This window comes from Alloalcanivorax balearicus MACL04, assembly GCF_025532145.1.
Classification (GTDB): domain Bacteria; phylum Pseudomonadota; class Gammaproteobacteria; order Pseudomonadales; family Alcanivoracaceae; genus Alloalcanivorax; species Alloalcanivorax balearicus.
The window spans coordinates 62,437-89,255 of record NZ_ARXS01000005.1 but is presented as its reverse complement, the minus strand read 5'-3'; the positions used below and the strand labels follow the sequence as shown (position 1 = coordinate 89,255).

The 26,819-nt window shown below is 62.3% G+C and carries 25 protein-coding genes and 1 pseudogene; 11 read left to right on the top strand and 15 right to left on the bottom strand.

The window, feature by feature from the left end; all coding sequences use genetic code 11:
• On the bottom strand, positions 1 to 942 hold the full coding sequence (locus MA04_RS06110; protein WP_014995856.1) for a branched-chain amino acid ABC transporter permease: 942 nt from the start codon (positions 940 to 942) through the stop codon (positions 1 to 3).
• Positions 943 to 1,019: 77 nt separating this feature from the next.
• Positions 1,020 to 2,252 carry a branched-chain amino acid ABC transporter substrate-binding protein gene (locus MA04_RS06105; RefSeq protein WP_262459792.1) on the bottom strand — a complete coding sequence of 411 codons (1,233 nt, stop codon included), beginning with the start codon at positions 2,250 to 2,252 and terminating at the stop codon, positions 1,020 to 1,022.
• A gap of 223 nt (positions 2,253 to 2,475) precedes the next feature.
• Between MA04_RS06105 and MA04_RS06100 the strand changes: the two genes are divergently transcribed.
• Positions 2,476 to 3,174 carry a GntR family transcriptional regulator gene (locus tag MA04_RS06100; protein WP_163126382.1) on the top strand — a complete coding sequence of 233 codons (699 nt, stop codon included), beginning with the start codon at positions 2,476 to 2,478 and terminating at the stop codon, positions 3,172 to 3,174.
• A 4-nt stretch (positions 3,175 to 3,178) separates the two neighbouring features.
• On the opposite strand, the gene MA04_RS06095 is transcribed toward MA04_RS06100, so the two are convergent.
• The 4 genes from MA04_RS06095 to MA04_RS06080 form a co-directional block, all read right to left on the bottom strand.
• A complete protein-coding gene (locus tag MA04_RS06095; protein ID WP_262459791.1) occupies positions 3,179 to 3,883 on the bottom strand; it encodes an SGNH/GDSL hydrolase family protein in 705 nt (234 codons plus the stop codon).
• Between the two features lie 17 nt (positions 3,884 to 3,900).
• A complete protein-coding gene (locus tag MA04_RS06090; protein WP_262459790.1) occupies positions 3,901 to 5,520 on the bottom strand; it encodes a phytoene desaturase family protein in 1,620 nt (539 codons plus the stop codon).
• A gap of 10 nt (positions 5,521 to 5,530) precedes the next feature.
• A complete protein-coding gene (locus tag MA04_RS06085; RefSeq protein WP_262459789.1) occupies positions 5,531 to 6,136 on the bottom strand; it encodes a TetR/AcrR family transcriptional regulator in 606 nt (201 codons plus the stop codon).
• A 295-nt stretch (positions 6,137 to 6,431) separates the two neighbouring features.
• Positions 6,432 to 7,469: an NADP(H)-dependent aldo-keto reductase gene (locus MA04_RS06080; RefSeq protein WP_262459788.1), complete on the bottom strand. Its 1,038-nt coding sequence runs from the start codon at positions 7,467 to 7,469 to the stop codon at positions 6,432 to 6,434.
• Positions 7,470 to 7,708: 239 nt separating this feature from the next.
• On the opposite strand from MA04_RS06080, the gene rplM reads away from it, so the two are divergent.
• From rplM to MA04_RS06040, 8 genes are all read left to right on the top strand, one after another.
• The gene (gene rplM / locus MA04_RS06075; protein WP_022996223.1) at positions 7,709 to 8,137 is read left to right on the top strand and encodes a 50S ribosomal protein L13; all 429 of its coding nucleotides are present in this window, start codon (positions 7,709 to 7,711) and stop codon (positions 8,135 to 8,137) included.
• An 11-nt stretch (positions 8,138 to 8,148) separates the two neighbouring features.
• A complete protein-coding gene (rpsI, locus tag MA04_RS06070) occupies positions 8,149 to 8,544 on the top strand; it encodes a 30S ribosomal protein S9 (RefSeq protein WP_022996222.1) in 396 nt (131 codons plus the stop codon).
• Between the two features lie 526 nt (positions 8,545 to 9,070).
• The gene (petA, locus tag MA04_RS06065; protein WP_163126369.1) at positions 9,071 to 9,658 is read left to right on the top strand and encodes a ubiquinol-cytochrome c reductase iron-sulfur subunit; all 588 of its coding nucleotides are present in this window, start codon (positions 9,071 to 9,073) and stop codon (positions 9,656 to 9,658) included.
• On the top strand, positions 9,655 to 10,935 hold the full coding sequence (locus tag MA04_RS06060; RefSeq protein ID WP_205475426.1) for a cytochrome b: 1,281 nt from the start codon (positions 9,655 to 9,657) through the stop codon (positions 10,933 to 10,935). Before petA ends, MA04_RS06060 begins: the two co-directional genes overlap by 4 nt.
• Positions 10,935 to 11,591 (top strand): cytochrome c1, encoded by a 657-nt coding sequence (locus MA04_RS06055; RefSeq protein ID WP_262459787.1) that lies wholly within the window; start codon positions 10,935 to 10,937, stop codon positions 11,589 to 11,591. The genes MA04_RS06060 and MA04_RS06055 overlap by 1 nt, the downstream gene beginning before the upstream one ends.
• 91 nt (positions 11,592 to 11,682) lie before the next feature.
• The gene (gene sspA, locus MA04_RS06050) at positions 11,683 to 12,321 is read left to right on the top strand and encodes a stringent starvation protein SspA (RefSeq protein ID WP_022996218.1); all 639 of its coding nucleotides are present in this window, start codon (positions 11,683 to 11,685) and stop codon (positions 12,319 to 12,321) included.
• 78 nt (positions 12,322 to 12,399) lie between these two features.
• Positions 12,400 to 12,807, top strand: a complete 408-nt coding sequence (locus MA04_RS06045) for a ClpXP protease specificity-enhancing factor (RefSeq protein ID WP_022996217.1) — start codon at positions 12,400 to 12,402, stop codon at positions 12,805 to 12,807.
• A 43-nt stretch (positions 12,808 to 12,850) separates the two neighbouring features.
• Positions 12,851 to 14,845, top strand: a complete 1,995-nt coding sequence (locus MA04_RS06040) for an LTA synthase family protein (protein WP_163126365.1) — start codon at positions 12,851 to 12,853, stop codon at positions 14,843 to 14,845.
• 87 nt (positions 14,846 to 14,932) lie between these two features.
• On the opposite strand, the gene MA04_RS06035 is transcribed toward MA04_RS06040, so the two are convergent.
• The 9 genes and pseudogenes from MA04_RS06035 to MA04_RS05995 all read right to left on the bottom strand — a co-directional run bounded on the left by MA04_RS06035 (position 14,933) and on the right by MA04_RS05995 (position 24,789).
• Positions 14,933 to 15,817 (bottom strand): MFS transporter, encoded by an 885-nt coding sequence (locus MA04_RS06035; RefSeq protein ID WP_262459786.1) that lies wholly within the window; start codon positions 15,815 to 15,817, stop codon positions 14,933 to 14,935.
• Positions 15,818 to 15,836: 19 nt separating this feature from the next.
• Positions 15,837 to 16,061 (bottom strand): annotated as a pseudogene (locus MA04_RS06030) (MFS transporter); the annotation flags it as partial.
• 121 nt (positions 16,062 to 16,182) lie between these two features.
• Positions 16,183 to 16,968, bottom strand: coding sequence for an SDR family NAD(P)-dependent oxidoreductase (locus tag MA04_RS06025; protein ID WP_262459785.1), 786 nt, complete (start codon positions 16,966 to 16,968; stop codon positions 16,183 to 16,185).
• A gap of 141 nt (positions 16,969 to 17,109) precedes the next feature.
• Positions 17,110 to 18,669, bottom strand: coding sequence for an AMP-binding protein (locus MA04_RS06020; protein WP_262459784.1), 1,560 nt, complete (start codon positions 18,667 to 18,669; stop codon positions 17,110 to 17,112).
• Positions 18,670 to 18,839: 170 nt separating this feature from the next.
• Positions 18,840 to 20,141, bottom strand: coding sequence for a TRAP transporter large permease (locus MA04_RS06015; RefSeq protein ID WP_262459783.1), 1,302 nt, complete (start codon positions 20,139 to 20,141; stop codon positions 18,840 to 18,842).
• On the bottom strand, positions 20,138 to 20,611 hold the full coding sequence (locus tag MA04_RS06010) for a TRAP transporter small permease (protein WP_262459782.1): 474 nt from the start codon (positions 20,609 to 20,611) through the stop codon (positions 20,138 to 20,140). The genes MA04_RS06015 and MA04_RS06010 overlap by 4 nt, the downstream gene beginning before the upstream one ends.
• A 55-nt stretch (positions 20,612 to 20,666) precedes the next feature.
• Positions 20,667 to 21,722, bottom strand: a complete 1,056-nt coding sequence (locus MA04_RS06005; protein WP_262459781.1) for a TRAP transporter substrate-binding protein — start codon at positions 21,720 to 21,722, stop codon at positions 20,667 to 20,669.
• Positions 21,723 to 21,742: 20 nt separating this feature from the next.
• The gene (locus tag MA04_RS06000) at positions 21,743 to 23,167 is read right to left on the bottom strand and encodes an aldehyde dehydrogenase family protein (RefSeq protein ID WP_262459780.1); all 1,425 of its coding nucleotides are present in this window, start codon (positions 23,165 to 23,167) and stop codon (positions 21,743 to 21,745) included.
• On the bottom strand, positions 23,164 to 24,789 hold the full coding sequence (locus tag MA04_RS05995) for a GMC family oxidoreductase (RefSeq protein ID WP_262459779.1): 1,626 nt from the start codon (positions 24,787 to 24,789) through the stop codon (positions 23,164 to 23,166). The genes MA04_RS06000 and MA04_RS05995 overlap by 4 nt, the downstream gene beginning before the upstream one ends.
• A 110-nt stretch (positions 24,790 to 24,899) precedes the next feature.
• Between MA04_RS05995 and MA04_RS05990 the strand changes: the two genes are divergently transcribed.
• Positions 24,900 to 25,640: a GntR family transcriptional regulator gene (locus MA04_RS05990; protein WP_262459778.1), complete on the top strand. Its 741-nt coding sequence runs from the start codon at positions 24,900 to 24,902 to the stop codon at positions 25,638 to 25,640.
• Entirely contained in the window at positions 25,637 to 26,773 is a 1,137-nt protein-coding gene (locus MA04_RS05985; RefSeq protein ID WP_262459777.1) for a mandelate racemase/muconate lactonizing enzyme family protein, read from the top strand. The genes MA04_RS05990 and MA04_RS05985 overlap by 4 nt, the downstream gene beginning before the upstream one ends.
• The last annotated feature ends 46 nt before the right edge of the window (positions 26,774 to 26,819 follow it).

Genomic DNA, 26,819 nt, shown 5'->3' with positions numbered 1-26,819 from the left:
TTAATTCTTTGAACCCATCAGGCCGGCTGGACGCACCAGCAGCACGATGAGCATCAACAGGAAGGGAACGGTGGCGGAAATCGAGGACAGCGGCATGGTCACCAGTCCCCCCAGGCTGTTGGCCCAGTCTCCCAGGCCGATCAGGCCGAACAGCGAGGCCAGGGACCAGTCCAGGCCCACCGCGAACGAGCTGAACACGCCGATCAGCAACGAGGCGATCAGTGAGCCGGCCAGGGACCCGAGTCCGCCGACCACCACCACCACGAAAACGATCACGCCCAGCTCCAGGGCCATGTTCGGATTGGTGGGAAAGAACGCGCCGGCCACCGCGCCGGACAAGCCGGCCAGGGCCGCGCCGGCGCCGAACACGCCGAGGAACACCATGGGCACGTTATGCCCCAGTGCCCGCGCGGTGTCCGGCAAGCGTTCGGCGGCACGCACCACCATGCCCACTCGGGTGCGGGTCAACAGTACGAACAGCACGATGAACATCAACAACGCCACCAGACCGATGAACACGCGATAGAACGGATAGTCGGTGCCGAACAGATTGAAAATGGCGAAATTGAGGTAGTCCGGGCGCTGATAATTCACCGGGAAGTCGCCGTAAAACAGCTTGATCAACTCCTCGAAGATGAACACCAGGCCGAAGGTCAGCAGCAGCTCGTGGGCGTGGCCGTGGGCATGCACCCGGCGCAGCATGTAACGCTCAATGAACATGCCGATGATGGCCACCAATAGCGGGGCGACGATCAGCCCCACCCAGAAATTGAACAGGCCGGAAAGGGTGTAGGCGAAATAGGCGCCCAACATGTAGAACGAAGCGTGGGCGAAGTTGAGCACGCCCATCATGCCGAAAATCAACGTCAACCCGGCGGACACCATGAACAGGAGCATGCCGTAGATGACGCCGTTCAGCGTGGAGACGATCAGAAACTCCATGCGTCTCTCCCGATGTTGTTATCAGTATGGCGGCCGGCTCCCAGGGAGGCGCGGCCGCGGAATCGGAGCGGGATGGGTTATTTCGGGCGCCGCATGCGGCAGCTGTCCTGGGCCGGATAGATGGCGTCCTCGCCGGCCACGGTCTTGATCGGCTTGAAGCCCAGCTCGGTGCCGTCCACCGGGTACTTGACGCCGCTGGCCACCTGGGACACCACGATGGGGATCACCGCCTGATGGTCCGCCTTGCGGACATGCATACCGCCCAGACCGTTATCGAAGGTGGTGTTTTCCATGGCCAGGGCGATTTCGTTGACGTTGATATCGCCGCCGTCGAAATTCACTTGTTTCAGGGCTTCGGCGAACAGGCCGACGCCATTCAGGGTGGTCGGTTCGATGAACACCGGATAGTGGCCGGTGGCTTTCTTGTAGGCTTCGGGGCCGGCCTCGTCGAGCAGTTCTATGTTGCTGCTGTGGGCCACGTAATGGCCCTCGGCCACATCACCGGCGTTGGCCACATTGCCGGGCTGGTCCATGAAGATGGTGCCGAAGGTGATATCCAGGTTGGCGTCGCCCACCGCCTTCATCAGCAGCAGCAGGTCATTGGACCAGTTGCCGGTGATCACGGAATCCGGATTTTCCGATTTGATGCGGGCCACGAACGGAGAGAAGTCCTGGATCCGGTTCACCTCGTGAAGCACCTTGTCCACCACCTGGTAATCGAACCGGTCCGCGTTGTCGACGATGGCGGTTTCCATGTCGCGGCCCCAGGAGTAGTTCTGGTTGATGGAATAAACGCGCTTGCCCAGATCGCCCTGTTCGGACATGACCTGCATCAGCGGGACGGTGCGATAGGGCGCGGTGGTGGTGAAGTGGAAGGCGTGGAAATGACACTTCTTGCCGCGCAGCTCCATGGCCTCGGCACCGACATTGATATAGATGATCGGATTGTCGGGGTTGCGGATATTGTGCTTGCGTACGTCTTCGGTGACCTGGCCGCCAATCGCCGAGGACGCGCCCTGAATGATGACGTGGGCGCCGTCGGCCGCCGCTTCGCGGAATTTGGTGGCGGCGCCGGAGGTGTCGCCGGCGTTGTCGTACTCCTTCACCTGGATGGGTTCGCCGTTGAAACCGCCGTTGGTGTTGGCTTGATCGATCACATACTCAGCGGCGGTGGCGATCAGGCGGCCGGTGGAGGTTTGCGGGCCGGACAGGGATTCGATGATGGCGATTTTCAGAGGTTCGGCCTGAACCGCGGGAGCGATGGCGCCCAGGGCGGTGATGGCCGCGGCCGTGGTGATCCAACGTGGCATGGTGTGCCTCCTCAATGGTTGTTGTGTTTATACGCCGGGCCCGGTGGCGCGGCGGGTGGTGAGGTGTTGCGTTTGTCTGAAACTAGCCCATGGATTATTGTGGGTCAATATCGTAGGACAATATTGCTAACATAATTCGAAGATGCGTACCGGGCGAGGCCTCATTAGAATGCGCTGCCAGCCTGCTCCGGCCCCTAAAAACGACGATCAAGGACCGTTTCCCATGCGCAGAGCCGAAGACGCCACCCTGCCTGCCACGCCGCCGTTGAGTTCACCGGATGCGGTGATCCAGGCCATTTGCAAAGGCATTGGCAGCGGCCGTTATGTGCCGGGGCAGCGGCTGGTGGAAGCGGATCTGACCCGCGAGCTGGGGGTGAGCCGGGGGCCGGTGCGGGAAGCGTTGAAGCGGCTGGCGGCGGAACGGATCATTACGCTGACCCGGCACAAGGGCGCCTATATCCGCTCGCTGAGCCGGGAAGAAGTGCGTGACCTGCTGCAGAACATCGAGGTATTGCTGGGGTTGGCGGCACGATTGGCGGCACAGCGCATCGACCAGGCCGATTATCGCCAGCGTTTTGAAGAGGTGTTTGACGAACTGCTGGCTCACCGCCGGCGTGGGCTGAGTTTCGCCTATCTGGAGCAACGGGACCGCTTTTACGGTGTGATGATCGACATCGGCGGCAACCGGGAATTACCGGGTATGCTGCCGGCGACCATGGTGCAGCTGTTGCGCCAGCAGTTTCAGTCCTACGATCAGTTCACCAACCCGCCGCGCCGCTTCCGCGAGTATCAGATCATGGGGGAGGCGATTCTGGCCGGTAATCCGAAACGGGCGGAGCGTTGCACCCGTCTGCACATCCGCAGCTCCCGGCTGGCGATCCAGAGCCTGCCGGATGCGGCGTTTTACGGAAACGGGGGCTAGGCGTTCAAGGCATGCTGATGTCGTCCGCCACCGTTCGGGCGATAAGCGCATAGCCTTGTTCGGAGGGGTGATAGCCGTCCCCGGCCAGCAGATCCTTGCCTTCCACCAGCGGATAAGCCAGGTGGTGTACGCCGGCCAACGTGCGGGCCAGATCCTGCTGCACCCGATCCAGCCCCTGTGCACGCCAACCCAGCAAGTCTCGTAACGGCCGAGGCAGGGCAGTGAAACGCTGCATCGGAGGCACCGCCAGCAGATAAACCGGTAGATCGGCTTTGTCCCGCCGTAGTTCGGCGATCAGCTCCGCCAATGCTTGGCGATAGCCGCGGCGCCGGGTCAGGCCAGTGGTGTCATTGACGCCCAGGCTGATTATCGCCACATCCGTCTCCGGCGCCCTGGGCAGGTGCCTGATCAGCGCGGCGGCGCGAATGCCGTTGACGCCCACGGTTCGCCACAACACGATGCGGCCATGGCGCCGGCTCAATTGCGCGGCCAAATGCGCCGCCAGGCCTTGTTGATGGTCACCAACACCGACGCTGGCGGCGGTGGACTCTCCCACCACCAGCAGTCGTAGCACCGGGCCGGTATCTCCGCTCTGGCCGCTCGGTTCGCCGCCCGCCTCCGGCAGGCGCGGCGTGGTCGCCCGAGTGCGTTTCGCCTGCCACAGCAGCCACGGGGACAACAGCAACAGCGCCAGCCAGAAACGAATCATGATTACTCCATGAAGAGTCAGCCCGCGAACATGGTCTTGGCCAACGGCAGGGCGCGCACGCCGCCCACCGAAATGGCGGTGACCAGCCCGGCGATCATGGCCCCGGCGACGCCGCAGGTGAGCACATCCTGGCCGGTGAGATAGAGGCCGGGAATGGTGGTCTTGGGGCGCAGCCATTGTTGCTCGAACCGGTTTGGATCGTGGTTCAGGCCATAAATTTCGCCACTGGGGTAGCGGCAGAAATAAGCGGTGGAAAGCGGAGTGGAGAGCTCGTAGTAATCAAGGTGCTCCCGCAGGTGTGGCATTTTCTCGAACAGTTTTTCCAGCAGCCGCTGTGAGAACGCTTCCTTGACCGCCTCGTAATCTTCGCCCCGTTTGCCCCAGGGGGTGCCGTCCCAGGCCTGGAACCATTCGTAGGGGGCGGCGGCGACGATCTCGATGGTGGCGCGGCCCGGATAGCGTTCGCTGAAACTGGGGTCCTTGGCGCTGGGGAAGGAAATATAGGTCAGCGGAATATCGTGATCATCGGGGGCCGCCAGGGCTTGCTCCAGTTGCCGCTGATAGTCGTTGTCCGGGTAAATCCAGAAATTGGTCTTTGGCAATCCCAGGTTGGCGGCGTCCGCGTTCAGGCCCACGTACAGGCAGGCGCTGGCCATGGAACGTTGCACCCGGGTCAGCCGGTCCAGATAGCTCTGGCGCTGCGGGCAGGTGTCCGGCAACAGGTTCTGGAAGGTGTTGAAGACACCGGCGTCGCTGATGATCACCGGCGCGGAAACCACATTGTCGTCCGCCAGCCTCAGACCGGTGGCGCGACCGTTCTCGATGACGATCTCCCGCACGTCGGCGTAGGTGAAGACGTCGCCGCCGCCTTGCTGGATCACCGGGATAATGGTTGTGGCCATGGCCGAAGCGCCGCCCACCGGGTAGAAGCCGCCATACAGATAATGGCGGGCGATGATGGCGTGGATCAGAAAACTGGACTGCTCCGGTGGCAGGCCGTTATCGCCCCACTGGCCGGTGAGCACCGCGATCAACTCGCGATTGTCGGTCAGTTCGCCCAGCACTTCGGCGGTGGGCCGGTTCAGCTTGCCGGCCCCGGTGAGACTCAGCCCCTTGGCCAATAATTTACCGACGGCGCCGGGCAGTACCTTGGCGGTGGTCAGCACCTGGATCGCGGTGGCGGCCTTGGCGGTGAGCGCCATATAGCGGTCGATGGCGGCATGGTCGTCCGGGAAGGCTCGCTTCAAGGTCTCGACGAAGGCCTTGGGGCCGGCCATCAGGTCGTACTGCCGGTCGCCGATATGGATGCGGTCGTAGCAGGGATCCATCGGCGCCCATTTCAATTGGCCGTCACTGATATGGTCGAACAGCCGTTTTGCCAGGGTATGGTCCTTGCCCACGTCACCGATGTAGTGAACGCCCACGTCCCATTCGTAGCCGTTGCGCTCGTAGGCGTGGGTAAAGCCGCCGGCGGTGTAGTGCTGCTCGAACACCGCCACTTTCTTGCCGAGCTTGCTCAGACAGGCGGCGGCGCTGAGCCCGCCGATGCCGGAGCCGATGACCAGAACATCGTAACGGCCTTGCAGGCGGTTGGCGCGGTAACGTCGGCCTATTCGCAGAGTACTGGGGCTGGGCATGATGGGCTCCTCAGGGGTTGTTGTTATCGCGGGAAGACGGGCCGCCGGGCAGCAGCAGCCGGGTGACCAGAGCCGCCAGGCCCGGTGCCTGCTGCTCGTCGGGCAGATGGCCATCAATGGTCAGTTCGGCGAAACCGTGCACCAGGGACCAGGCGGCGGCGGTCAGCGGGCCGGCCGGCTGGCCATTCAGATAGCCGGCGGCGAGAGCGTCATCAATGCTTTGCTGCAGAACGGCGAAGGCGCCGAGGCCGGCGGCGTCCAGGTCCGGATGGGCGCCGCGCGGCAGCAACTGGCCGCCGAACATCAGCCGGTACAGATTGGGCCGTGCCTGAGCGAAGGCGATGTAGGCCTGGCCGATGCCGGTCAGTTGCTCCAGGGCGTCATCCCGCCGCACCGCCAGCAGTTGCCGGCGCAGCTCCCGGAAGCCGTGCACGGCCAGGGCGGCAAGCAGACTGTCGCGATTGCGGAAATGCCGGTACAGCGCCGGCGCGGTCACTTGCAGACGGCGGGCCAGGGCACGCAGGGTGACCGCCGCCGCGCCTTCCTCATGGAGGAGGGCCTGCGCCTGTTCCAGAGCCTGACGGTACAGATCGCCGTGATGATAGGTGGAGGTCATGCTGATCCCGATGCTGTGTTAACGACGTTAACATTGCGCCGATAACATTGCACCGATAACAAGGGAGCCGTCAAGAGGGGGCTGGGAAACATCTACCGGGGGGGGCTACCAGGCCGCCACGCCAGCGTGCCATTCGCTAGCAGGCTGGCTCCCACAGATCATGCTGCAAACCGCTGTGGGAAGCTTGCTTGCAAGCGAATGGCCAACGGAGCGGGGGGCATTCGCGGCCAAGGCCGCTGCCCACAGCAATGGACTACGAAGCCGCTTTGCGAATTGCCCGAGCGCAGTTCGCGCGTCAGGGCGCCGGATAAGGGAAGCGGGTATGAATCGCCTCGATCTCCTTCTCCAACTCGTCGTTCCAGCTCAGATTGACGCTATCCAGGTTTTCCTGGAGTTGCTCCAGAGTGGTGGCGCCAATGATGTTGCTGGTGACGAAGGGCCGGGTGGTGACGAACTGCAGCGCCAGTTGGGTGGGGCTGATTCCGTGTTGCTCCGCCAACTGACAATAGGCTTCGGTGGCGGCGACGGACTGTTCGTTGGTGTAGCGGGAAAAGTGCTTGAACAGTGTCAGCCGGCCTTTTTCCGGCCGCTGGCCGTGACGGTATTTGCCGCTGAGCAGGCCGAAGGCCAGTGGGGAGTAGGCGAGCAGGCCAACGCCTTCACGGTGCGCTACCTCGGCCAGGCCCACTTCGAAGCTGCGGTTGAGCAGGGAATAGGGGTTCTGGATCGATACCGGACGCTCCAGGCCGATCTTTTCCGCCTCGCGGAGGAAGCTCATGGTGCCCCAGGGGGTTTCGTTGGACAGACCCCAGTGGCGGATCTTGCCGGCGTCCACCAGTGCCTTCAGGCCGGCCACGGTTTCCGCGATCGGTACCGCCTGGTTGTCCTCGCGGTGTTTGTAGCCAAGGCGGCCAAAGTAATTGGTGGGGCGCTCCGGCCAGTGCAGTTGATAGACATCGATAACATCGGTTTGCAGGCGCTTGAGGCTGCCTTCCACCGCCTCTTGCAAGCTTGCCGGGCTCAGGCGCGGCCCGCCGCGGATATGTTTGACGTAATCACCAGGGCCGGCGGCCTTGGTGGCCAGTACCACCTTGTCGCGGTTACCGGTGCGGGCGAACCATTCGCCAATGATGGCTTCGGTGCGGAAAGAGGTGTCCGGGCTGGCCGGAACCGCGTACATTTCCGCCGTATCGAAGAAATTGACCCCCTGTTCGAGGGCCAGATCCATCTGCGCGAAGCCGTCCTCGGCGGTGTTCTGATTGCCCCAGGTCATGGTGCCCAGGCACAGGCTGCTGACTTTCAACTCGGTATGGCCGAGAAAGCGGTATTCCATGGTGGCTCCTTAATCTATCCGGGTCTGTCCGGGCGGCTTTTCAGGTGTCTTTCCGGGTGTCTTTTCAGGTAAGAACGAGTCAGCTGACTATACCCAACAATTTCCCGTTTTCCGTGCTTGTCTTTACCCGGGCGCTTAAGTACAATTCGTGCCCTCTTGCCCGGCGGGCTTAACGTCGGCGGGTTCCTGGAACCCGTAAGCATCTGAATTTAGGGCACAAATTTTTAGGGAAGACTCCCATGAAGACCTTCAGCGCGAAACCGGAAAGCGTAAAGCGCGACTGGTATGTGGTAGACGCCTCCGGCAAAACGCTGGGTCGGCTGGCTACAGAGATCGCCAGTCGTCTGCGCGGTAAACACAAGCCGGAATTCACTCCGCATGTGGACACCGGCGACTATATCGTGGTGATCAACGCCGAGAAAGTGGCGGTTACTGGCAAAAAAGCCAGTAACAAGATGTACTATCGTCATACCGGCTATCCGGGCGGCATCAAGGAAGCCAACTTCGAAACCCTGATCGGCAGCAAGCCGCAGTTGGTTATCGAAAAGGCCGTGAAGGGCATGCTGCCGCGTACTCCGCTGGGTCGCGCCATGTTCAGCAAACTCAAAGTCTACGCCGGCGCCGAGCATCCTCATGCTGCTCAGCAGCCGCAGCAGCTGGAAATCTAAGGGGTTAGTCGATGGCAACTGCAAACGCCGATTACGGAACCGGTCGTCGTAAAACCGCCGCCGCACGCGTTTTCCTGCGCCCTGGTAGCGGTAACATCACCGTTAACGGTCGCCCGCTGGATCAGTTCTTCGGTCGCGAGACCAACCGGATGGTGGTGCGCCAGCCGCTGGAACTGGTGAACATGACTGACCGTTTCGACGTCTACGTGACCGTGAAAGGCGGTGGCAACAACGGCCAGGCCGGTGCCATTCGTCACGGCATTACCCGTGCTCTGATGGAGTACGACGGTGAAATGCGTGGCGCGCTGCGTCGTGCTGGCTACGTCACCCGTGACGCCCGTGAAGTCGAGCGTAAGAAAGTGGGTCTGCACAAAGCGCGTAAGCGTCCGCAGTACTCCAAGCGTTAATCGGCACCGCCGAATACCGCTCACGCTTGCGAAAAGCCCGGCAATGCCGGGCTTTTTTGCGTTCAAATCAGGGGTTTACCGGGCGTCTCTCCCCGGAATAACCGGTTGTAAGATGTGGGTTTTTTCTTTACCATTTCGGCCGCCTTACTCCGCCTGAAGCGTGAGCTCTGACCTCTCGTCCCGGTCCGGGACATCTTTGCCTGATCTGGGTCACTCCCGCGCTCTGACGGAGCCCGCTTTCGTTCGATTTGATCCGCTGTTGTCGGCATCATTCGTCCTGCGGGATTTAAATAACAAACCGGTTCGGTGTTGCCGTTTCACACACCCTTGTCCGTCCGGGTCCGGGCCTTCCGCCCCTGCCTGACATAGCATTGGTGTGTGCCATGCCCTGGTGGTGTGGCTGGCGTGGCTCGACATTCCTGGCACGGATCCGGGTGTGGATGTGAAGCCTGGCATCCACCGGAAGAGCAACGCGGCGAACGATGGAAAAGACAGATGAAAACAGGCTCCAGGGGAGAAGATCTCAATGAGCAATGACGGCGTAAATACCAGCCGCCGCACCTTTCTGATTGGCCTGACATCGGCGATCGGAGCAGCAGGTGCAGTGGGGCTGGCGGTTCCTTTCGTGAAATCCTGGCTGCCTAGCGCCAAGGCGGAGAACGCCGGCGCCCCGGTCCAGGTCGATATCAGCAAGTTGGAATTGGGCCAGCGAGTGGTACAGGAATGGCGTGGGCAGCCGGTGTGGGTAGTGAATCGCACCGACGAGATGCTCGCAGGCCTGGCCCAGATCGAGGGTTCGCTGCGCGACCCCGGTTCCGAGCAAGATCAACAACCGCCGTACGCCAAGAATCAGTGGCGCTCCATCAAGAAAGAATATCTGGTGCTGATTGGCACCTGTACTCACCTCGGTTGCTCCCCCCTGTATGAGCAAGAGCCCACCGTGCAACTGGATCATGGCGGCTTTTTCTGTCCCTGCCACGGTTCCATGTTCGACCTGGCGGGACGTGTTTACCAAGGCGTGCCGGCTCCCACCAACCTGGTGGTTCCGCCGCACTCTTATCTGAGCGAGTCCGTGATCATCGTCGGCTCTGAAGAAGGGGAGACTCAGGCATGAGAGTGGTGAATGGCTTGATCGATTGGGTGGATGCGCGTCTTCCCGTCGTTAACACCTACAAAAAGCACATGTCGGAGTACTACGCTCCGAAGAACTTCAACTTCTGGTACTACTTTGGGGTGCTCTCCATGGTGGTACTGGTGAACCAGCTGCTCACCGGCATCTGGTTGACCATGTTCTTCTCTCCCAGCCAGGGCTTCGAGTCCGTCGAGTACATCATGCGCGACGTGCAGTGGGGCTGGCTGATCCGCTATATGCATGCGGTCGGCGCTTCCGCCTTCTTCGCCGTGGTGTACATCCACATGTTCCGTGGCCTGCTGTACGGCTCCTACAAGCCGCCGCGGGAATTGGTGTGGATCTTCGGCATGTTGATCTACGTGGCACTGATGGCCGAAGGTTTCCTCGGCTATGTGCTGCCCTGGGGTAACATGTCCTACTGGGGCGCTCAGGTGATCATTTCCCTGGCCGGCGCGATTCCGTTCGACGTGATTCCGTTCATCGACGCCAACGACGCCAAGGAAATCGGTGAGGCCCTCACCACCTGGGTGCGTGGCGACTATCTGCTGTCCACCGCCACCGTGAACAAATTCTTCGCCCTGCACGTGGTGGCGATTCCGCTGGTGCTGGTGGCTCTGGTTTTCCTGCACATCCTGGCGCTGCATGAAGTGGGCTCCAACAACCCGGATGGCGTGGAAATCAAGAAGAACAAGGATGAGAACGGCATCCCCAAAGACGGCATCCCGTTCCACCCTTACTACACCGTCAAGGACCTGCCTGGCGTCATCATCTTCATGATGGTGTTCGCGGTGGTGATCTTCTACTTCCCCACCGGCGGCGGCTATTTGATCGAGAAGCCGAACTTCGCGCCGGCGGATCCGCTGAAGACCCCGGATCACATCGCTCCGGTGTGGTACTACGGCCCCTATTACGCGATGCTGCGCGCCACCACCATCGATTGGTTTATCTCCTCCAAGGCCTGGGGGCTGATCGCCATGGGTGGCGCCATCGCCATTCTGTTCCTGCTGCCCTGGCTGGACCGCCATCCGGTCAAGTCCATCCGTTACAAGGGCCTGGTGAGCAAAATTACCCTGGCGTTGTTCGTGGTGGACTTCCTGATCCTCGGTTATCTCGGGACCCAGCCGGCCACCGGTCTGGCGAAGACCGTGGCGCAGATCGGCACGGTGTATTACTTCCTGTTCTTCATCGTGATACTGCCATTCGGCCATCGATTCGAAAAATCCAAGCCGGTACCTGAGCGCGTCACGGGGGGTCACTGATGAAGAAGTTTTTTGCCGCCATTTTGTTCAGCTGTTTGCCGGTATTGGCTGTGGCCGCCGGTGGCCATGACGCTGAGTATGAGAAGGCTCCGGTCAATCTGCAGGACAAAGTGAGCCTGCAGAACGGTGCCAAGCTGTTCGTGAACTACTGCATGGGTTGTCATAGTCTGGAATATCTGCGTTACGGCCGTATGGGCGAGGACCTGGGCATTCCGGATGAGCTGGTACTGAAGTATATGAACTTCACCAGTGATAAGATTGGCGATCGGATGCAGAACGCCATGGATAAGGACGATGCCAAGAAGTGGTTCGGGACCGCGCCGCCGGATCTGACCCTGGAAGCGCGTCTGCAATCCCCGGATTGGCTGTACTCTTATCTGATCGGCTTCTATGAGGATGAATCCCGTCCGTTCGGGTACAACAACAAGGTGTTCCCGAACGTCGGTATGCCGCATGTGATGGCCGGTATGCAGGAAGCCCTGGATGAAGAGGAATTCAAGGCCGCCATGGGCGATATCACCAACTTCCTCACTTACGCGGCGGAGCCGATTGCGCCCACCCGTGAGCGGATTGGTGTTTACGTGCTCGTGTTCCTTGCTATCCTTCTCGTACCGGCGTACCTGCTGAAGAAGGAATACTGGAAAGACGTTCACTGATCCACGAACGTCGATCCAGCCTGCAACAGGGTAACCGCGCAAGCGGCTACCCTGTTTGTGTTATTAGATGATGCTTGGAGATGACTCGACCATGGGCGTGGTGACCAAACGTTCCTCAATGACTTTCTTCTCTTCCCCGGACGATCACTACAGCCACCGGGTGCGTATTGTCCTGGCGGAGAAGGGCGTAACCGTGGATATCGTGGACGTGGACAGCCGGGACAAACCGGAAGATCTGGCGGCCCTGAATCCGTATAACGAGGTCCCGACCCTGGTGGACCGTGAGCTGACCCTGTATCAGTCCACGGTGATCATGGAGTATCTGGACGAGCGCTTCCCGCATCCGCCGTTGCTGCCGGTGTATCCGGTGGCGCGGGCGCAGAGTCGTCTGCTGGTGCACCGTATCGAGCGTGACTGGTGCGGCCATGTGGACGCCCTGGTGCTGGGCGAGGAGAAAGACGCCGCTTTGAACAAGCGCCGCAAGGAACTGCGCGAAGGAATGATCGCCACCGCGCCGATCTTCAATGAGCTGCCGTTCTTCATGAGCGAGGAGTTCACCCTGGTGGATTGCGTGGTGGCGCCGATTTTGTGGCGGTTGCCCATTCTGGGTGTGGACCTGCCGGCCAAGCAGGCCAAGCCGCTGCTGGATTATGCCGAGCGTTTGTTTGACCGTGACAGCTTCCAGGCCAGCCTGACCGAGGCTGAGCGGGAAATGCGCCTGGCGCTGTGAACCCCGGCCCGTGCCCTTGCGCACGGGCTTTTTTTGCCGCCGGAGCGCGGCCGCATCCATCGGAAAAGCCCTGCTGTTATGTCCGAAATGACTTCCAACCGGCCCTATTTGATTCGCGCTACCCACGAGTGGATATGCGATAACGGTCTCACCCCTCATCTGGCGGTGGACGCGGGCTATCCCGGCACCGAAGTGCCGCAGGAATTCGTCAAGGATGGTCAGATCGTACTGAACGTGGCTCCCCGGGCCGTGACCCAGTTCGTGGCGGGTAACGATGAGATCGTCTTTTCTGCCCGTTTCGGCGGCGTGCCGCATCATCTCAGAGTGCCGGTGGGCGCGGTGATCGCCATTTTCGCCCGGGAAAACGGCCAGGGCATGGCGTTCGAGCCCATGGATCCACCCCCGGATCCCCCTGAAGACGGCCCCGATGACAATGGCCCCGACAAAGGTCCCGACAAGGGCCCGCGTTTACGTGTGGTGAAATAAGCGCCGCCGACCCCGATAACCCGCATCTGATTGTGGAGCCTGTATGCTGTTTTCGCCACGTGTGCGATTGATCCTGAGCCTGGTTGCCGCGTTCTTCCTGGTTTTCGTGGTACTGAGGGGGGCGTTCTTCTGGTTTTTCCTTTCCGGCCTGGAACTGCCTTCGCAAGAACTCTGGCATGCCTTCGGCATTGGTGTCCGCTTCGACTTGCGTTTGGCCCTGCTGATTGTTCTGCCGGTGGCCATTCTCAGCCTGCTGCCGGGTCTGCTCGGTCTGCGCCACGGGCAACTGGCCCGGAAACTGGCGGTGGCCTGGCTGGCTCTGGCCTCCGCCGTGGCCTGTTTCGTTTACATCGCGGATTTCGCCCACTACAGCTATCTGGAAGAGCGCCTGAACAGCTCTGTGTTGCGTTTCCTGACCAACCGTGGGGATTCCCTGCAGATGGTGTGGGAGAGCTACCCGGTGGTGTGGCTGGCGCTGCTGCTGCTGGTGACGCTGGCGGTGGGCGCCTGGTTGGGGCGCAAGCCGATTGCCGCCTTCGCGCGCCGCCCGGCGCCGGGGCGGGGCTGGTTGGGTGGCACCATCGCCGTGGCGTTGGGTATCTATCTGTACGCTCTGGGGATCATGGGGCAAACCGGCACCGTGCCGCTGCGCTGGAGTGACGCTTACTTTTCCAACAATCTGCAGGTGGCGTCACTGGGGTTGAACCCGGCGATTTTCTTTTACGACACCTACACCACCGGTACCCGGGAGCATGATGACGAGCTGCTGGCGCTGCGCTATCAGCGGGTGGCGGAATACCTGGGAGTGACCAATCCGGATCCCGAGATCATGACGTTTGCCCGCTCGGTGCCCGGCCAGGCCCCGCAGCGGCCGCCCAATGTGGTTCTGATTCACCTGGAATCCATGGGCGCCAATCGTATGGGGCTGTTTGGCAACCCCATGGAAGCCACGCCCAATCTGGACCGTCTCGGTAATCAAGGGCTGTTCTTCCCCAATTTCATGGTGCCCTCCAGCGGTACCGCCCGCACCGTGTTTGGTCTGGTGACCGGGATTCCCGACATTACCTGGGGCGGCTCCACCGCCTCCCGGGATCCGCAGATCGTCAATCAGTACACCCTGGTCAACGCTTTTAAAGGCTACGAGCGCCTTTACTTCATAGGCGGTTCCGCCGGCTGGGCCAATATCCGAGGTGTATTGAAGAACAACATTCAGGATCTGGAGTTGTGGGAGGCCGGAGACTACGACGCTCCCAACATCGATGTCTGGGGTATTTCGGACCGGGATCTGTTCAAGGCCGCTCACCAGCGCCTGGACCAACTGGATCCGGACAAGCCGTTCATCGCCTTTATCCAGACCGCGGGCAACCATCGGCCGTTCACCATTCCCGATGATGATTCCAACTTCGAGGTGATCAATCCGCCGGAAGACAAAGTGCGCCAGCACAGCTTCCTCGGCAACGATCAGTACAACGCGGTGCGTCTGCTGGATTACAACATCGGTTACTACCTGAATGACCTGGTGGCCAATTCCCATTACGCGGACAACACCATCTTCATTCTGTACGGGGACCATAACGATCGCTCCGAACCGTCCCGGCATATGGGTTACAGCGAGTCCCTGCTGCTGGACAAGCATCATGTGCCGTTGATCATCTACGGCCCCGACGTCATTGGTGAGCACCGGGTGATCGAGCGCCCCGCCAGCCTGGTGGATATCATGCCCATGGCGCTGGGGCTGGCCGGGTTGCCGTATGAGAACCGCACCATGGGGCGGGACCTGCTGGACATCGAGGGCCCCTCATACGCGATCACCTTCGGCGGTGACCGTTCCCATCGGCCGTTGATCGGCCTGGTTGGCGAGGATTATCACCTGAGCATGTACTACGACGGTGACAACGCGCGGCTTTACGATCTGAAGGATCCACGCCTGGAAGCGGATGTTCGCGCGGACCAGCCGGAGGTGTTCCAGGACCGCAAGGAACTGCTGGAAGGGCTGTATCAGGCGGGGCGTTATATGCTCCATCACAACCGGCCCTGACGCTCTTGGGTTTCACCCTCTCCCCCAACCCCTCTCCCCTCAAGGGAGAGGGTGAAACCTCACAGGCCGACACAATCACCAACCTTTTCAAGACACCGCCACATCAGCCGGAAACCGGCGAATACGCTGGGTCAGAAACAACCCGACGATCAGCCAGAAGCAAGTGAAGCCGATGGCGAGCGGGAAACCTCCCTGCGTCTCGATCAGCCAGCCCGCCACCGCCGGGCCGATAAGTTGTCCGCCGGCGAAGAACAGGGTGACATAACTGAACGCGATGGGAATGTAACGCGGCGCCACCTGATCGGTACTGGCGGCCTGGATCAGGGTGAAGACCCCATTGACCGCGCAGCCCATGAAGAAGAAATGGGCGATGAACAGAGGCAGGCTCTGATCGACCAATGGCAGCGCCATGGCAACGGTCACCACCGACATGGCCAGGCTCAGAGTATTGCCGCGCCCCCAGCTGTCCGACAGCGAGCCCCATAGCGGGCCGCTGAGGACGGAGAGCAGCCCCATCATCGCCATCAGCCACCCGGCGATGGTTTCGTCGAAGCCGGATTCCACCACGTAGCTGACCATGAACAGAGCCTGGGTGATGTACACCATGCCGATGATGCCGTACACCAGCGCCATGATGATGACCCGGGGATTCCGGTAGATCAGCCATTTGTCCGCCGAGGGCGGCCGCGCCGTGCCGGCATCATCAGCGGCGGGGGGATCACGCACCGCCAGCAGGACCAGTAAGCCGACAGCGCCGGCGACGGCGGCGAAAATCCCCCAGGTCACCCGCCAGCCGTTCGCACCAAAAAGATCGGAGAGCCAGGGCACCAGCAGCCCGATGAAGAAGATCCCCGCGCCAACGCCGGCGGTCATGCAGCCGATCATCATCCCGCGCCGCTCCGGGTACCAGGTGGCCAGCAGCGACACCGTGGGAGCGAAGCAGAACGCGGTGCCGAAACCGAGCAAGGCCATCGGCGCCCGCCAGCCCGGCAAAGCCGAAGGTCACCGCGGCCAGACCGAAAACCACCGTATTGCGGGCGCCCCAGCGGCTGGCCGCGAGGCCGCCAAGCAATACGAACAGCAGATAACCCAGGGCGGTGACCGTGCCCAAAGCGCCGGCCTGGCGGTAGCTCAGCCCGAGATCGGTGCGCATGGCCGGCAGCAGCAGGCCGTAGGCCAGGCGGGCGAAGACAATCACCACCAGCGCCACCAGCATGGCGGACACGGCCATGACGAAGGGGTTGGGCCTGTTATCGGTTCGCGGCATTGGGGGGATCACTCTGGTAAGACCGGATCAGCATGGTCGGCGTCATGCGCGCAGCACGCAACCGTATCCATCACGCGTTGCGCGCCATCAGACCACCGTCCACCGGAATCACCGCGCCGGTGAGGTAGGATGCCGCCGGCAGGCACAGGCTGACGGTCATATGCGCTACCTCTTCCGGTGCGCCATAGCGTCGTAAGGCGGTTCGCCGTCTGGCGAAAATGGCCTTGTGCTCGTCGGCGATCCGCGCGGTCATGCCGGTGTCGATGGGGCCAGGGCAGATGCAATTGACGGTGATGCCTTCCTTGCCCAACTCCACCGCCAGGGCGCGGGTCAGGCCGGTAACGCCAGCCTTGGCCGCCGCATAGGCGCTGTTCTCGGCGGTGGCGCCGAGCGCTTCGGTGGAGGCGATATTGACGATGCGCGGATGGTCCGAGCTTCTCAGGTGGGGCAGCGCGGCCCGTACCAGGCGTTGCTGAGCGGTCAGCAGAATCGACAGGCTGGTGTGCCACGTGGCCTCGTAGTCGTCCGCCGAGGACGAGATGGCGGTGAAGCCGGAGACCCCGGCATTGTTGATGAGAATGTCCAGGCCGCCGAAGGCTTCGGCCACCTCGGCGGTGGCCGCTTCGATCGCCGCGGCGTCGCTCACGTCCAGGGCCCAGCTTTGCGCCTGGAAACCCGCCTCCCGGATCTCCATGGCCACCTGCCCGGCGCCGTCACCATCGCGGTCGGTAACGGCAACCCGCGCGCCCTCGCTGGCGAACACCCGGGCGGTGGCCCGTCCCATGCCGCTGGCGCCACCGGTCACCAGGACCCGGGCACCGTTCAGAGAACGGCTCAATTCGGTGAGGCTACTCATGCTTGGACCTCTCTTGCAGGTTCACGATGTTTGCGCCACACGCCAATTCGCTGCCAAGGCAGCTTCCCACAGCGGCTCCGCAGTTCCCTTTGTGGGAAGCGAGCTTGCTCGCGAATACAGCGCTCACGGTGTGAACAGGCGCTAGGAATCGGCCGCCCATTGCTGGCGAAGGGCTTTCTTGTCCAGTTTGCCGTAAGCGGTGAGTGGCAGACTGTCGAGCAGGTGGATCTGTTTGGGGACCTTGTACTTGGACAGAGCGCCTTTGCAGTGGCGCAGCAGGGCTTCCAGGTCAAGCTCGGCACCAGCATCGGGCACCACGAACGCCGTCACCGCGTCGCCCCAGTCCGGGTCGGGCAGGCCGACCACCGCCACCTGGCCGACTCCGGGGTACGGCTGGATGGCGTTCTCCACCTCCGAGGTGTACACGTTCATGCCGCCGCTGATGATCATGTCGTTCTTGCGGTCCAGCAGGTACAGATAACCGTCCGCGTCCATCCGTCCGATGTCACCGGTGTGCAGCCAGCCGTCCACCAGCGTTTCGGCGCTTTTCTCCGGCAGGCCGTGATAACCGAGCATGTTGTACGGCGTGCGAGCCGCCACTTCGCCGCTTTCACCCGCGGGTACCGGTTCCCCGTTGCCATCGACGATACGGACCTGACTCATGGTCGCGGCCTGACCGCAGCTGAGCAACCGCTCCGGATAAGCCGGGTCGTGGTCCTCCCGGCGCAGACGGGTGATGAAGTTGGGCGCTTCCGACTGGCCGTAGAGCTGCATGAACACCGGCCCGAAGGTTTCCAGGCCCTGAGTCAGACGCTCCACCGTGATCGGGGCGGCGCCGTACAGCATGGTGCGCAGCGAACTCAGATCCGGACGGGGCTCCGGATTGGCCTCCAGCCAGTCCAGCAGCCGGTAAATCATGGTGGGTACCATGAAGGTGAGAGTGACCTTGTCCTCGCTGATGCGGCGGATCACGGTGGCGGGATCGAATCCGGGTTCGATGTAATGGGTAGCCCCTTTCAGCAACCCGACCATCAGGATACTCCCGGCGGCATGGGGCAGAGGCGAGGTGAGCAGGAAGCGCTCGTCGTCTTGCAGTGCCAGCTCCATCTGATGGGAAAGCAGGTTCAGATAAATGTTTTGTTGGTTGTGCAGGACCCCCTTGGGTTTGCCCGTGGTGCCGCCGGTATAGGGAATGAAGGCGAGATCATCCGGTGTCACGTTGACGTCGGTGTACTCCGGCTTGCCGGAGGCGAGAAAATCATCCCAGGGCATCATGTCCGACGGGCAATCCCGCGTCGGCCCGAGTGCGATGACCTGTTCCAGTTCCGGCAAGCGATCGCGGTGGCGGGAGAGCAACTCGAAACGTTGAGCATCGACGATGGCCACCCGGGTGTTGGAATCCGCCAGAATATAGAGCACCTCGTCGTCGCTGAGCATGCTGTTCAGGGCCACCCGGGTGGCGCCGGCCTGGATCAGCCCCTGGGCCGCCACCGCGAACTCCAGGCAATTGGCCATGGCGAGTGCTACCCGGGTGCCCGGGGTGACACCGAGGTCAATGAGGGCGTTGCCGACCTGAAAGCTGCCGCGCTGCAGTTCGGCGTAACTGAGGCCGCGGCCCCCCATGGTCAGCGCGCAGCGGTCCGTGAAACGGGCCAGAGCACCGGTATACAGGGATTTCAGCGTCATCAACGGGACGGTCATGGAGGCACCTGATTGTTGTCGTTGTCGTTGTCGGGCGGCAGGCGGAGAGCCGGATGGGTCGGTGTATTACGTTAGCGAGGGCGGGAGTGGGTGAGCATCGTCGGAACCGACGAAGCGGTGGTTTCGAAGGAGGGGAGGCGGCGTCCCCATGAGAACGCCGCGGGGCTGAATCAGCGTAGAGACCGGAGCAGTTCCGGCAGTGCGAGACTGAGTTGAGGGAACAAGGTCACTAGCGCCAGCACCCCCAGCAGGGCCAGCAGGAACGGCCAGATGCTGCGAATGATCTTCTCCACCGGTACCCCGGAAATCTGACTGGACACGAACAGGTTGACCCCCAGCGGCGGTGTCAGGAAGGCGATCTGGATATTGGTCACCAGAATGATGCCGAAGTGCACCGGGTTGATGCCGAAGGCGGTGACCAGCGGCACCAGGATCGGCGCCAGGATGATGATCGCCGACATGGTTTCCATGAAGGTGCCCACCAAGATCAGGAACACGTTGATCCACAGCAGAATCACCAGCGGATTGGTGGAGACACCGGACATGGCCACGGAGATCTGCTGTGGAATGGTTTCCAGGGTGATCACCTTGGCCAGCAGCGCTGAGCAGGCGACCACGATCATCAGCGCGCCGGAGATGCGGTGGGTCTGCTCGAAGGCTTCGTGCAGTGCCTGGGCGTCCAGTTGTCGATACACGAAACGGGCCACCACCAGCGCGTAAAAGACCGCCACCACCGATGCCTCCACCGGGGTGAACAGGCCCGAGTAGATGCCGCCAAGAATCAGCACCGGCAAAAACAGGGCGAATTTGGCGTGCCAGATCAACGCGCCCAGGCTCTCGTTTTCGTCCTCCTGCTCATGCGCCGGATTGACCACGGCACCGGAACGTTTGGCCATCACATAGGCGGTGAATACCAGCACCACGCCCATCAACAGCCCGGGCAGCAGACCGGCGGCGAATACGTCGGCGATCGACACATTGGCGATGATGGCGTAGATGATCATCGGGTTACTGGGGGGAATCAGGATGCCCAGAGTGCCGCCAGTGGCGGTGACCGAGGCCGCGTAGGGTGCCGGGTAGCCGTAACGCACCATGGACGGAATCATAATCGAACCGATCGCCGCCACGGTACCCGGCCCGGATCCGGAAATGGCGGCGAAGAACATGCACGACAGAATCGTCACCATGCCCAGGCTGCCGGGAATGTGCCCGAACATGCGTCGGAAGATGCGGATAATATCGTGGGTCAGGCCGCCCTTTTCCATGATATTGCCGGCCAGGATAAAGGCCGGAATCGCCAGCAGCGCGAAGTTGTCCACGCCGTTGAAAATACTCTGCGCAGCGAACACCAGGTCGGCGCCGAGAAACCAGGCGGCGGCGAAGCCAGTGAGACCGAGCGCCGCGTAGATCGGCACGCCGAGCAGCAGCAGTGCCGGCAGCATAATGATCAGTACCCATTGCACGGTAGTCATGCCAGACCCTCCCCGGCCTCGCCACCGGCGTTGCGGCCGAACAGCCGGCCCAGCGCCGATAGTACGAACGCCAGGATCAACACCACGAACAGATAGTTGGTATTGAAACCGAGCACCGGCGACACGCTCGGGTATTTAATGCCATCGATGACGTTGCGATAGCAGTAGATGATCATCAGCACGTCAAACAACAGCAGCAGGGCCGTGGTCATGATTTCCACCGGACCCCGCCCCAGGCGCCGGCTCAGCCAGTCGGCGAAGACGCCGATGCGCAGGTCCGCTCTGGTCAGCGATGAGTAACTGGCGCTGATAAAGACGAAGGAGATAAAGGCGAACCGGGACAGTTCCTCGGTCCATTCCAGGCCGGCGTTGAAACTGCGGCCGAAGATCTGCAGCAGCAGCGCCAGCACCATGCCCGACAGCAACGTGTGGCACAGCGCCAATTGGGACTTTCTCAACAGGTTGTACATAAGTCTGTCTCCCGTCGGAACGGCCTGCGCCGTCCTGACCGCGGGCTGAATTGTTTTATTGATTGCTCGCTTTATAGGTCTCGAGGATGTCCAGCGCTTTCCTGGTCAGTGCCTCACCATCCTCGCCGATCAGGGGGTAATAGGTGGGCCAGGCGGCGCGGGCTTTCTCCGCCCAGGGCGTCTCGTCCTTGATGTCGGTGATCTCAACGCCCGCTTCCTCAGCCAGTTTCCACCAGCGTGCCTCGTCCAGTGGCTGCCACCAGCGCACGTATTCCGTGGTTTCGCGACCAGCTCGCAATACTGCTTTCTGCAAGTCCGGCGCCAGGTCCTGGAACCAGCGCTCGGACACCACGATGGGATGGGTGAGGATGGTGTAGTGCAGCCGTGAGATGCGCTTGATCACCTCATCGAATTTCATGCCGATGATGTCGCTTACCGGACTGTCGCCGCCTTCCACCACGCCTTGTTGCAGAGCGCTGTACAGTTCGTTCCAGGCGATTGGCGCCGGTGAGGCATTCCAGGATTTATAGGTGCCGAGCATGATCGCGTTGGGCGGTACGCGCATTTTCAGCGGCGCCAGATCCTCCGGCGTTTCGATGGGCTCCGGAGCGTTATAGAAAAAATGCCGCCAGCCGGTATTTTCCCAGCCGATAATGCGGACACCCGCTTCCTCGATCACCCGGGGTTGCAGCACCGGTGTGATGTGGTCCAGCAGGTAGTTGGATTCCTCGGTGCTCTGGGTGAGATAGGGTAGCAGCAGAACGTTCAGGCTGGGCGCTACCTGGGCCATGTTGTTGGTGGCGGGAATCGTCACCTGGATGACGCCCTGACGGGCCTGCTGCAGCATTTCCTTTTCGCTGCCGAGCTGGGAGCCCGGAAAGATCACCGGGCGGATGCGGTTGTCGGTGTAGATGGCGACCAGTTCCGCGAAGCGTTTCAGCGCCACGGTTTGCGAGCTCCACTCCATATTCAGAGAGTGGGCCAGCCGCATGGTGATCTGATCACCTTCCTTGGGCACCGACCGGTAGTCGAACGGATTGGGGGTGTCGGCGGCCACCGAGTGGGTCAATAAAATGGTGGCCAGCACAGCCAGTTTGGCGATTGTTCTCATGATTATCACCCTGTTGTTATTTACCAAGCCAAGTAAGCGGCCTGTTCTATGGTGTAGAAGGCGGACGCCGAAGCGCCCACCGAGTAAGCGCCCAGCCCGGAATGCTTCATGCCGCCGAACGGCATGTTCACGTCCGGCGCCGTGCCGTTGTTCACGTGCAGCATTCCGTTGCGGCTTTCGTCCAGGAAGCGCTGGATCAGCGCATGGGAATCCGAGAACAGGCTGGAGGTGAGCCCGTATTCGGTGTCGTTGAGGATCGACAGGGCCTGGTCGGCGTCGTCGTAGGGCAGCACCGAGAGCACCGGGCCGAAGATTTCCTGACGGCTGGCGGTGTCGGACACGCCGGCGTTGTCCAGCAGTGTGGGGGCGAAGAAATAGCCGCCCTCGCAACCGGGCACGGTGGCCGGCTCGCCGCCGGTGACCAGGGTGGCGCCCTCGTCCACGGCGCGGGCGGTGAGCGTTTTGACGCTGTCGAAGTGGGCACCGTTGCACAGCGGGCCGAGGGTGGTGGCGTGGTCCAGGCCATCGCCCAGACGTAGGGCCCGCACCCGTTCGGTAAGGCCGCTAACCACGTCCTGGTGCAGATCGCTGTGTACGATTACCCGGCTGAGGCTGGTGCAGCGTTGGCCGCCGGTCTGGAAGGCAGCGCCGAACACCTGGTCCAGGCAACTGTCCAGGTCAGCGCTGTCATTGATGATCACGCCATTCTTGCCGCCCAGTTCCAGTTGCGCGGGCACCAGGCCCTCGGCGGCGGCCAGGCCGACCTTGCGTCCCACCGCCACCGAGCCGGTGAAGCTGACCCCGTCGAAGCGGCCGGCGGCGGTGAGCTGGCTGGCGAAGGCGCCGCCGCAGGGCAGCACCTGCACCAGGCCGGCGGGGAAGTGTCGCGCGGCGATTTCCGCCAGCAGAAAGGCTGCCGCCGGGGTGAACTGGGATGGTTTGATCACCAGCGCATTGCCGAAGGCGATGGCCGGGCACAGTTTGCGCAGCGGTGTCATCGCCGGGAAGTTCCACGGGCAGATGGCCAGCAGGGTGCCGCGCGGACGGCGCAGGATCAGATTGCGCACCCGCGGGCGGGCGGCGGCGGTGGTCTGCAGTTGCTGACGCGCCGCTTCGCCGGCCATGAAGCGGCCTTCGGCGCAACCCTTGAGGGTTTCATTGCGTGCTTCATTGAGTGGCTTGCCCTGTTCCAGGGTGATGGCCTCGGCGATGCGGTCCACGTTCGCCACCACCTCATCGAGGAACGCCAGCAGCCGGTCGCCACGCACCACCGGTGGCACCCCCGCCCACTCGGCCTGGGCGCGGGCGGCCTCGTTGAACACCCGGTCCACGGCGTCCGGGTCGGTCACTTCCGCGTAACTACCCACCACCTGGTCGGGGCGGGCCGGGTTCACGGTATCGAAGGGCGTGCCCCCTCCGAGATGGCTGCGGTAATCGAATTTCATGGTTGGGACTCCGGGTTGGCGTCTTCAAGAATCAGGGCCGCGCCTTTTTCACCGATCATCAGTGAGGGCGCATTGGTATTGGCGGAGGTCACCGTGGGCATTACCGAGGCGTCCACCACGCGCAGGCCTTCCACACCACGTACGCGCAAGCGTGGATCGACCACGGCGCCGTCGTCGCTGCCCATGCGGCAGGTGCCGACGCAATGGAACACGGTGCCGCCGCGCTGCCGGGCGGACTCCCACAAGGCGTCGTCGCCGTCCACCTGCTCGCCGGGTTCCATCTCCACGTCCCAGAGTTCGCGGAACGCCGGCTGGCGGGCGATGTCACGGAGAATTTTCATGCCTTCGACGATCACCTTGCGGTCGTGGGGGTCGGAGAAATAGCGCGGCTCGATCACCGGCGCGGCGTCCGGGTTGGCGGAGGCGATGCGTACCCGGCCACGGGAGCGCGGGTGGCACTGCCACACCGAAGCGGTGAAACCGGGGTAGCGGTGCAACGGCGTGCCCGGCTTGTCCACGGACAGCGGCATCACGTTGAACTGCACATCCGGCCGGCCACCGTCGGCGTAGCGAGTGCAGGCGCTGCCGCCTACCTGGCCGGCACCCACGGTAAGGGAGCCGGAGGCGTTCAGCAGCCATTCCAGTCCCATCTTCGCCAGCTTGATCGGGTTGCGCACATCGGTGTTCAGCGACAGCTTCCGCTTCAACCGGTAGATGGCCCGCACCTGGTAGTGGTCCTGCAGATTGGCGCCCACCTCCGGTGCGTCATGAATCGGCTTGATACCGTGCCGGCGCAGCAATTCAGCGGGACCGACGCCGGACAACTGCAGCAGTTGTGGCGTCTGGATGGCGCCGGCGCACAGAATCACTTCACGGCTGGCGCCGGCCCGGTGCACGGCGCCGTTCCGGCGCCATTCCACGCCTACCGCCTGGTTGCCTTCGAACAGCACCCGATTGGTGGGTGCCTCGGTGACGATGGTCAGGTTGGGACGGTCCTTGATCGGAGTCAGAAACGCCTTGGCGGAACTGCAGCGCCAGCGGCCCTTGAGGCTTAGCTGGTAGGGGCCCACGCCAAGGGTGTGGGTGCTGTTCATGTCCGGATTGAAGGGCAGGCCGTATTCCCCGGCGGCGCGCAGCCAGGCCTGGCAGGCCGGGTTGTTGGTGCGCATGTCCGACACTTCCAGCTCGCCCCGGTCGCCGCGGCTGGCATCGCCCCGGTCGGTGCCGGTATAGCGTTCCAGGCGGCGGAAATAGGGAAGTACCTCGTCATAGGACCAGCCGGTGGCGCCCTGTTCGGCCCAGCTGTCGAAATCCTCGCGCTGGCCGCGAATAAAGATCAGCCCGTTGATGGAACTGGAACCGCCGATCACCTTGCCCCGCGGCCAGACGATATTGCGCCCGCCACTGCCCTCGGAGGGCCCGGTGTCGAACAGACGCGCCACACGGGTATCGTAAATCGAGCGGTAGTAGCCCACCGGAAAGTGCAGCCAGAAATTGCGGTCCCAGCCGCCCGCTTCCAGCAACAGCACCCGGTTGTCGCGGTTCGCGGACAGCCGGTTCGCGACGATGCAGCCGGCCGAACCGGCGCCCACCACGATGTAGTCGTATTGTTTGTCGGACACCGTGTACTCCTTGCGGCGAGAAGTCATGAAGTCCTAATGTTAGGACATCAGTTGATGCGAACGTTTCCACATGCTAGGTTTCGTGTCAAGCATTTGCCGGGAAGGGATGGATGGCTGATCACAACGACGACCGCGGGCTGATGAACGCGAGCCCGATTCCACTCTACTTGCAGGTGGCGGACATCATCCGCTATCGGATCGGGCGGGGCGTGTGGGCGGAGGGCAGCATGCTGCCGCCCATCGAAGTACTGATGAAGGAGTTTTCGGTGTCCCGGGTGACGGTGCGCCAGGCGCTGCAGTTGCTGGCCCGCTCCGGTCTGATCAAGGTACAGCGTGGCGTCGGCACCCTGGTGCTCAAGGGCGGCGCGGACCAGCACCCAGTGAAGGTGGAAACCACCCTCAACGCCCTGGTGGAGGCTTATCGCGGCGACACTCCGGTGGTCACCAACATCTCCGATTCCAGTACACCGCCGAGCCTTACCGACAGTGACGGTGTCCCGGCCGCGCACTACCAGCACCTGCGTCGGGTGCACGCCCGGCAAGGCGTGAAGTATTGCGTGATCTCCATCTATCTCGAAAAGCGCGTGTTCAAGAAGGCGGAGAAGCGTTTCCGTAACGAGATCATTCTGCCGGTGCTGATGTCCCTGGATCTGACCGTGGCGCAGGCCAAGCAGAGCATCACCATTTCCAAGGCCGATCTGGAAGTGGCGCGACTGCTGGACATGCCACTGGGCGACCCGATCGCCAATGTGCGGCGGGTGCTGGTGGACTCCGACAACGCCATCATCTACGTCGCCGAGGCTACCTACCGCGGCGATTACATTCATTTGGAAATGGATCTGAAAGCATGAACGACCCGGTAGCCGTCCGCGCCCTCGATACCTTTGTGTACCGCTGCCCCCTGGATACCCCGGTGGAAACTTCCTTTGGCACCATGATGGACCGGCCGATGGTAGTGGTACGAGTGACTGACCAGGATGGGTATCAGGGCTGGGGCGAGATCTGGTGTAATTTTCCAATGGTCGGGGCAGAACACCGTGCTCGCTTGGTGGAAAGCGTGTTCCGCGCGCAAATGGTGGATCGGGTATTCGATTCGCCGGCAGCGGCCTATGAGGCGCTGGACGCAGGTACCCGGGTGCTGGCGCTGCAATCCGCCGAGCCGGGGCCGTTCGCCCAGTGTCTGTCCGGCATCGATCTGGCGCTGTGGGACCTGTGCGCGCGCCGTGCCGGTCAGCCGCTCTGGCAATATCTGGGCGGCGACACGGATCGTATCCCGGTGTACGCCAGCGGTCTCAACCCCACAGCGCCGGAGCGACTGGCTGTGGAGCGGGCGGCGCAAGGTTACACACGCTTCAAACTGAAGATCGGATTTGGCGCGACGCGGGACCTGGCCAATCTGGCGGCGTTGCGCGACACCCTGGGAGACCAAGCATCGTTGATGGTGGACGTGAACCAGGGTTGGACCCTGGACCAGGCCCGGGAACAGTTGCCTGCCCTGAATCGCCTGGGGCTGAAGTGGATCGAGGAACCGCTGCGGTGCACCGCGCCCTGGTCAGAGTGGCAGGAACTGGCGGCGCTCACCGATATTCCAGTATCGGCCGGTGAAAACCTGTTAGGTGAGGCGCGTTTCCATGAGGCCATCGACAGCGGCGCGTTGTCGATCCTGCAGCCGGACGTTGCCAAGTGGGGTGGTATCAGCCGCCTGCTACCGCTGGCTCGGTCCATCAACAATGCCGGGCTGCATTACTACCCGCACTACCTGGGTGGCGGTATCGGTCTGCTGGCCTCCGGCCATTTGCTGGCTGCGGTAGGGGGAGAGGGTGCTCTGGAAGTGGATGCCAATCCGAACCCATTGCGTACTGAATTATGCGGCCCATTGAACCAAGTGGAAGGAGGACAGGCATCATTGGGTGGGGAGCCTGGTATCGGTGATCTGGCTGCCCTTGCCGGACTCGAACGCTACCGGGTAGGAGAATTCCGGTAACGGTTCGGACGGAGGCCATGGCTGCCGTCCGGCATCATGGTTTCGA